Here is a 626-nt window from a genome sequence, read left to right as displayed (position 1 = left end):
GCGACATTTTCAAATGAAGTAGTTGCTTCATTAATAATATCGTTAGAGTGAAGGGCACCATGAGGTTCGATCTGTCCACCATTGTGAATGATCGTACCATTTTTAAAGTGTCCTCCAATACCGGCATTTTTAAAGTAGATTCCACCCTCTTTTGCCTGAGTTGCACCCGTTGTGATCGTAAATCCATCAAATGTTGCTGCAGTATTTCCTGACATTTCAATACCTGCATTCCCTGTTGTTGTATTGATGACAAGATTTTTTACCGTTCCAGAGAACCCATCATCGATGTCAAAGTAGTCATCTGTACAGTGTGTAACAGTAACATTGGTAAGGTTCACCGTACCACCCCAGATCTCGATACCGTCATCATCAGAGTAATCAATTGTGATATCTTCAACAATAGTACCTGACCCAACACCTACAAAACTCAGACCATTGATCTCTTTATCTTGGGCCATTGTAATACCAGAGTTAAGGATATACACATTTCTCAAGATACCTGAACTGTCTGCCAAATCCTGACCCGGTACGATAGCGCCATTCGCATCTTTACCGCCACCAGCAGCAAAAAGGCTGTTTACCTCGTATGCATTCACTTGATCATTTCCTGCATTTCCTATCAGTGT

The 626-nt window shown here is 41.5% G+C and carries 1 protein-coding gene; it reads right to left on the bottom strand.

Going from position 1 to position 626, the window contains the following annotated elements:
* Nucleotides 1-626, bottom strand: a 626-nt coding sequence (locus PF327_RS11400; protein ID WP_289402675.1) for a beta-helix domain-containing protein, incomplete at both ends; no start/stop codon positions are given.

Origin of the sequence: Sulfurovum xiamenensis, assembly GCF_030347995.1 — a bacterium.
GTDB lineage: Bacteria > Campylobacterota > Campylobacteria > Campylobacterales > Sulfurovaceae > Sulfurovum > Sulfurovum xiamenensis.
The sequence above is the reverse complement of the archived record's forward strand: the minus strand, read 5'-3'. Positions and strand labels throughout refer to the sequence as shown.